At 62.9% G+C, this 6,548-nt stretch carries 9 protein-coding genes; all 9 read left to right on the top strand.

Annotated features, from left to right (window positions below; genetic code table 11):
- On the top strand, positions 1–2,616 hold a 2,616-nt coding region (locus V7D69_RS14825), incomplete at its 5' end, for an efflux RND transporter permease subunit (RefSeq protein WP_333606183.1).
- Positions 2,616–2,954 carry a DUF190 domain-containing protein gene (locus V7D69_RS14830; RefSeq protein WP_179563637.1) on the top strand — a complete coding sequence of 113 codons (339 nt, stop codon included), beginning with the start codon at positions 2,616–2,618 and terminating at the stop codon, positions 2,952–2,954. The genes V7D69_RS14825 and V7D69_RS14830, both read left to right, overlap by 1 nt.
- Before the next feature lie 155 nt (positions 2,955–3,109).
- On the top strand, positions 3,110–3,610 hold the full coding sequence (locus tag V7D69_RS14835) for an SRPBCC family protein (RefSeq protein ID WP_179563598.1): 501 nt from the start codon (positions 3,110–3,112) through the stop codon (positions 3,608–3,610).
- A gap of 31 nt (positions 3,611–3,641) precedes the next feature.
- Positions 3,642–3,944, top strand: a complete 303-nt coding sequence (locus V7D69_RS14840; protein ID WP_179563597.1) for a TFIIB-type zinc ribbon-containing protein — start codon at positions 3,642–3,644, stop codon at positions 3,942–3,944.
- Positions 3,945–3,949: 5 nt separating this feature from the next.
- Positions 3,950–4,501: a hypothetical protein gene (locus V7D69_RS14845; protein WP_183684901.1), complete on the top strand. Its 552-nt coding sequence runs from the start codon at positions 3,950–3,952 to the stop codon at positions 4,499–4,501.
- On the top strand, positions 4,501–4,956 hold the full coding sequence (locus tag V7D69_RS14850; protein WP_179563636.1) for an MgtC/SapB family protein: 456 nt from the start codon (positions 4,501–4,503) through the stop codon (positions 4,954–4,956). Before V7D69_RS14845 ends, V7D69_RS14850 begins: the two co-directional genes overlap by 1 nt.
- 197 nt (positions 4,957–5,153) lie before the next feature.
- Positions 5,154–5,438 carry a hypothetical protein gene (locus V7D69_RS14855; protein WP_333606184.1) on the top strand — a complete coding sequence of 95 codons (285 nt, stop codon included), beginning with the start codon at positions 5,154–5,156 and terminating at the stop codon, positions 5,436–5,438.
- On the top strand, positions 5,426–5,839 hold the full coding sequence (locus V7D69_RS14860; protein WP_179563595.1) for a hypothetical protein: 414 nt from the start codon (positions 5,426–5,428) through the stop codon (positions 5,837–5,839). The genes V7D69_RS14855 and V7D69_RS14860 overlap by 13 nt, the downstream gene beginning before the upstream one ends.
- A gap of 31 nt (positions 5,840–5,870) precedes the next feature.
- Positions 5,871–6,548, top strand: a 678-nt coding sequence (locus V7D69_RS14865) for a ZIP family metal transporter (protein WP_333606185.1), incomplete at its 3' end; no start/stop codon positions are given.

The following is a 6,548-nucleotide window of genomic DNA, read 5'->3' on the forward strand; positions in this document are numbered from 1 at the left end:
TATGCCAAGACCTTCGTGGTCGAGCCGGATCCGACCAAGCTCGCCAGTTTCGGTGTCTCGTACAGCGAGCTCGGCCAGGCTCTCGAAAACGCCAATCTTGCGGTCGGTGCGAATTACTATAACCGCGGCGGCGAAGCCTATCTCGTGCGCGTCGACTCACGCGTGCGAACCGTTGATGAAATCCGCAACGCGGTCGCGGCGACACGAGGCGGAACGCCAATTACCATCGGCCAGATCGCGAATGTTCGCGTTGGTGGCGATTTGCGGACGGGTGCCGGCAGCATGAACGGCCGGGAGGCGGTCATTGGCACTGTGCTGATGTTGATCGGCCAGAACAGCCGCGTCGTAGCTGAGTCGGCAACTGCCAAGCTCGATCAGGTAGCAAAGACGCTGCCGCCGGGTATCGAGGTGAAGGTTGTGCTGAACCGCGCGGCGTTGGTTGGGGCCACGGTGGCTACGGTGCAGCGCAACCTCACCGAAGGCGCAATCCTCGTTGCGGCGTCGTTGTTTCTGCTGCTCGGCAATTGGCGCGCGGCGATTATCGCGACACTGGTGATTCCGTTCTCGTTTCTGATGATGGCGATGGGGATGAACGCCTTCAAAGTCCCCGGAAACCTGATGAGCCTGGGCGCGCTCGACTTCGGTTTGATCGTCGACGGCGCGGTCATCATCATCGAAAACTGCCTCGCCAGATTGGCGCATCGACAGGAACATGAAGGCCGGCTGCTTTCTCTGCGAGAACGGCTCGAGGAGACGATGCGGGCCGCGCAGGAGATGATCAAGCCGACCGTATATGGTCAGGCGATCATCCTCCTCGCCTTCGCCCCGCTCCTGACGTTCACGGGCACCGAGGGCAAGACGTTCTCGCCGATGGCGATCACCATCATGCTCGCGCTGGTGGCGGCTTTCGTTCTGGCGATCACGCTGGTGCCGGCGCTGGTGGCGATCATGATTCGCGGAAAAGTCGCGGAAAAGGACGTGTGGTTGATCCGGAAGTCCAAGGACCGCTACCTGCCTTTGCTGGACAAGGCGATCGCACGCCCGTGGCCGTTCATCCTGGGGGGGTTAGCCTTCTTTTTGGCGGCAATTCCCGCATTTGGCTTGCTGGGATCGGAGTTCATTCCGCAGCTCGACGAGAAGAATCTCGCCTTCGCATCGACTCGCGTGCCCTCGGTCAGCCTCGATCAGTCGCTGGCAATGGAACGCAAGGTCGAAGAGGCGGTGATAAAGATTCCGGAAGTCGCCTTGATGTTTTCCAAGACCGGCACGGCGGAAGTAGCCAGCGACCCGATGCCGCCGAACGTATCCGACGGCTTCGTCATTCTGAAGGAGAAGGAAGAGTGGGCCGAGGGTACGACTAAAGCCGACGTGGTCGCGAAGATTGAGAAAGCTACCAAAGGGCTCCTCGGAAATCTCTACGAGGTCAGTCAGCCGATCCAGCTCCGCTTCAACGAACTAATCGCCGGTGTCCGCGGCGATGTCGCGATCAAGCTCTACGGCGACGATCTCGACAAGATGGCGCTGACCGCCAACGAGATGGTGCGGGTGCTTCAGACCGTACCCGGTGCGGCGAGCGTCAAGGCCGAGCAGGTCGGTGGTGCGCCGGCGCTTGATGTAAGGCTCGACCGCGCGGCGATAGCGCGGTTGGGTCTTACGGTGCGCGACGTCGCGGACACGGTTGCGGCAGGGCTCGGCGGCCGTGAATCGGGGCTCGTCTATGAGGGCGATCGGCGGTTCGATGTCACCGTGCGCGTGCCTGAGGCCACGCGCGCGAACCTTGACGAAATCCGGACGCTGCCGGTGCTGCTGCCGGAAGTCGAGGGACGGCCGCGTGCCCAGGTGCCGCTTGCGCAAGTGGCGCAAATCCGGCTGACGGAAGGTCTGAACCAGATCAGCCGGGAGAACGGCAAGCGTCGTGTGGTCGTCCAGGTCAATCTGGGCGGCCGCGATGCGGGTTCATTCGTCCAGGAAGCGCAGGCAAAGATCGCACAGGTCAAGTTGCCTGCCGGTTACTACCTCGAATGGGGCGGTCAGTTCGAGAATTTGGCAGCGGCATCGAAGCGGCTATCGATCGTGGTGCCGCTGTGCTTCCTGGTAATCTTCGGGTTGCTCTACATGGCACTCGGCGGCTTCGGCAGGGCAGCATCGGTGTTTTTGGCGGTGCCACTTGGTCTGGCGGGCGGCGTGTTTACCCTGCTGCTGACCGGCATCAACTTTTCGGTGTCGGCGGCGGTCGGGTTCATCTGTCTTGCCGGCGTGGCGGTGCTGAACGGCCTTGTTGTGATGTCCGCGATCCGGGAGCGCATCGAAGCTGGATTGCCGGTGGCGGAGGCGATCCGCCACGGCATGGCCGAGAAGATGCGGGCGGTCATCATGACCGGGTTCGTGCCCGCGATCGGCTTCGTGCCGATGGCGCTCGCCCACGGCACTGGTGCTGAGGTGCAGAAGCCGCTGGCCGTCACCGTGATCGGTGGTCTCGTCGCGGCCACCATCCTGACACTGCTGGTGCTGCCGGCGATCGCGAAAGTGATCCTCGGGCGGACCGATCGTCAAAATGAGCAAGAGGCGAGCACGCCGCATGGCGAGGAACCCGCCCACCTGAAAGGAGAAGCATGATGGTAGAACCTGTCCGGAAACTGCTGCGCATCTATACGGACGAGGCGGCCTATATCGGCGATCGCAAGGTCTTCGAATATGTGGCCTCGCTGGCGCGCGATCGAAAGATGGCTGGCCTGACGGTGCTGGAGGCGCTGATAGGCTTCGGGGCATCGGCGCACGTCCACCGACGCCATGTGCTTGAGAGTGATCGGGCAGTGGTGATCGAAATCGTCGATTTCGAGGACGCTTTGCGCGCGTTCGTGTCTGCCTTGAGCGATGTACCCGACATCGGGCTGATGACCCTTGAGGCGGTCGAGGTCATTGGTGGCAAGGCCAGCAAGACGCTGGAAGCCTAAGACTATGAACCGCGGTCCGGCAAGCGAGAGGGCTTGCGCCATGCAAGCCCTCGACGCCCCACCAGCTCCCATCAATCCCCCGCCCAATCGGGGAGGCGGCCGCCTCTGCGCGGCCTCCGGTTTCGCCGCGCCTTGGCCGGACAGGACAGGCAGCCATGAAGGAAGAGACAAGTTTCGAGTTCAATATGTCCGCGCTGCGGGTTTGGTCGCTGATCTCCGATCTGAGAGGCTACGCACGATGGCATCCGATCTATCGTATTGCGGGCGATGCCGAACGCGGTGCCGAAATGGACGTCACCTGGCTGCTCTTCAAAGGCGACCGCAAGATGACGACGCAAATGATCATCAACCGCCTGACCAAGCCCCAGCTCATCGGTTGGCAGATGGGCGTGAAGGGCTTCCTCACCTTCGACGAACGCTACGAGATCGAGCCGATCGCGAACGGTGTCTGCATTCACCATTCGGTCGAATGTCGTGGCATCATCGGCGGCCTGGCCGGCCGCATAATGCGCAAGGGTCTGCGGCGAACAATGCGGCTGCAGGATGCGGCGTTTCTCGCCCTCCTGCGCCGGCAATCGCGACTGCCAGGGCGGTCCATGCGGCATCATCGGCGCCCCATCAAACCACCGCCGCCTCGCGGTGCCGCGAACGACTAACGGGCCAGCATTCTAAAGAAGGGAATCCATCATGGTAGACAACCGTCCCTCCGCAGGGCTGCTATGCCCGACTTGCCGCGTCGATCTCGTCATGAGCGAGCGGCAGGGCATTGAGATCGACTATTGCCCGCAGTGTCGTGGCGTCTGGCTCGATCGCGGCGAACTCGACAAGATTATCGAGCGCAGCGCCGGCGATGACAGCGCGCGGCCGTTGAGCGGCGTTCGCCTCGGAACATCCGATGATCGCGGCCATGGCGATCATGGCGGAAAGCACGGCTACGAGCGGGGGCATAAGGGTCGCCGCAAGGGCTTCCTGAGCGAATTGTTCGACTGACTGCTATGGATCGGCCGCCACACAACGAGTCCTTCGGGTGTCCGTGTGAGAACGGCCCGCGCCATGGGCGTGCCCCCTGTAGCGCCCATGGCGACAGATTATGGAAAGTCGGGGAAATAGCGGCTCGGCGCCTTGGGAACGGCCCGGTTCGGGGGATCATACTCGCAACCGGGCTTGCTCTGGCGCCGGGCCTGCTCGGCTGCTCGCCAGCCACTAACAAGAGCGAGGCTGAAGCGTCGCGTGATCGCGAGCTGCCCAACTTCATCGGCGAGCATTTCTATGCCTGTCCTGATGGTTCACGCCTCGATGTCGACTTCCTCGGCGATGGCCTGACCCTCGACATAAAGACCCGACCGAACGCCGCTCCGGAACGCGTAACATCGCCGGCAAGCGGGCGGACCTATGTCGGTCGGAACCTCAACGTGTCGATCTCAGGCGGCGACCAGATCACACTCAAGCGCCCCGGTGCGCGCGCGCTGGCCTGCAAAAGGGTGCTCGCTTATCAAGATGCAGCGGACAGTGTGGCAGGCGGCCAAGGCAAAGGCTCGGCCGCATGATGACGCTGCCATATTGGGGAGAGACTCTTTCCCATGTCGTCAGTCTTGCGCTGGCCTATGCGCTTGCGCTTCCGGTTGGCTGGGACCGGGAGAAAGACGAACGCAGCGCTGGCATTCGCACTTTCCCGCTGGTCGCCATTGCCAGTTGCGGGTTCGTGCTCGTCGGCATCGCCATTCTCGGACGCACGTCTCCTGCCCAAGCACGCCTGCTCGAAGGATTGATCACCGGCGTCGGCTTCATCGGCGGCGGCGCCATATTGAAGTATCGCGGGAAAGCGTCGGGGACCGCGACCGCTGCAAGCCTGTGGTCGACCGGCGCACTGGGCGCCGCTGTCGGCTACGGTCTCTATGACATCGCGGTGGTTCTCAGTCTGACGACCTTTCTGACATTGCGCTTTTCCCATCCGCTGAAGCGCGCCTCCCAAAATCACCTCGAGCCGGCTGACCGGCAATGAAGCGCAATCGTCTCTCAAGTTCGCTGGTGAAATGGCGCCGGCCAAAAAGCGGTGGACATTCAAGGCCCATGACTGCGCTTTCGAACGACGACCGTCGTTCGCGCTTGGTACGCTGGGCTTCTCTGCTCGAACGAGACCCAAATCAGCTTATCACTCTTCTAAGTCCGTCATGGGCATCGGGCGACGACGACGCACCGATGGCAGGGAAACCAAGTGCCATTGACTTGGCGTTTGCCGACCCGGTTTTTCGGGTGACGGGTCTCACGGGACGCTCTCGGGGCGACGTGAAGTCGTTTTTCCAGCTTTCGGATACCGAATTGGACCGGATCGCTGCCGGGTCTTGGCGCGTCCGGATGCGCCCTGCCTGGCAGATCGCCGTGCGCATCCGCAACGTCGGCGATCCGCGACAGGAAAAGCTGCTGCTCTTGGGCATCATGGTCATGATCGCCGTCGTCGTCGGAGCTGCGCAATGGCTTGGATGAGCATCAGGATTTTCCCGGAGGCATTGATGACGCCAATGCGGATTGGGATCGCCAGCATGAGCGTTGCGCTGGCGCTATCGGGCTGTTCCGAACAACCTCGCAAGGCGCCGCCGACCGAACAGGAAATCCACGCCGGGGACAGCGGGGATGCCAGCGGCATCCCCGGTCGCCACCCCTATCGGTGCGACGACGATCGCCCGCTCCTCGTCGACTTCAAGAATGAGGGCCTGACGCTCGAGCTGCGCCGCGACGGGGACGCTGCGCCGGTTGTCCTGACCGCGCCTGCGGCCGGGCTTCAATATGTCGGCGACACGATGAGCGCGATGTTCTCGGGCAACGAACTCAAGATCGAGGAAGGGGACAAGCCCCCCGTCTTGTGCAGGAAGGATACGAGCTTGTGACCAACCCACCCGGCACAGAGGGGCGCTGACGATGGCGGCGCTCAAATTCTCCCTGATCCCGATGATCGCGATCATGATCGGCGCGCTGATCGCCGGATGGCGCACCCCCGGCGAGAAGCTGGTGGCGGCCATGCAGCATCTCGCGGCCGGCGTGGTGTTCGCCGCTGCTGCGACGGAGATCCTGCCGCTGGTGATGCACGGCGGTTCTCCGACCGCGACGTTGATCGGCGGAGCGCTGGGCGTCGCCGTGATGCTCGGCCTGAAGGCGGCCGAAAGCCGGTTTGAGGGGCCTGTCGCGCTGCTCGCCGCGATCGGGCTCGATCTGGCGATAGATGGCCTTGTTCTCGGTCTCGCCTTCATCGCCGGCGAGAAGGCGGGCACGCTGTTGGCCGTCGCACTGACCCTCGAAGTGCTGTTCCTGGCCCTGACCCTCACCAACGATCTGGTGGGGCGGTATCGCAAGGCAAAGGCGATCGGCCTGACTTGCGCGCTGGCGGTGCTTGTGCCTATCGGTGCGCTGATCGCGCAGCCGGTGGCGTTGCTGACGCCGATATGGATCACCGGCTTCCTGAGCTTCGGCCTTATGGCGCTGCTCTATCTCGTCACCGAAGAGTTGCTGGTCGAAGCGCACGAGAAGCCGGACTCGCCGCTTATCAGCGCGATGTTCTTCGTCGGCTTCCTCGTCCTCCTGCTGATCGAGGAAATCATG

Origin of the sequence: Novosphingobium sp. (genome assembly GCF_036733805.1) — a bacterium.
Taxonomy (GTDB): Bacteria; Pseudomonadota; Alphaproteobacteria; order Sphingomonadales; family Sphingomonadaceae; genus Novosphingobium.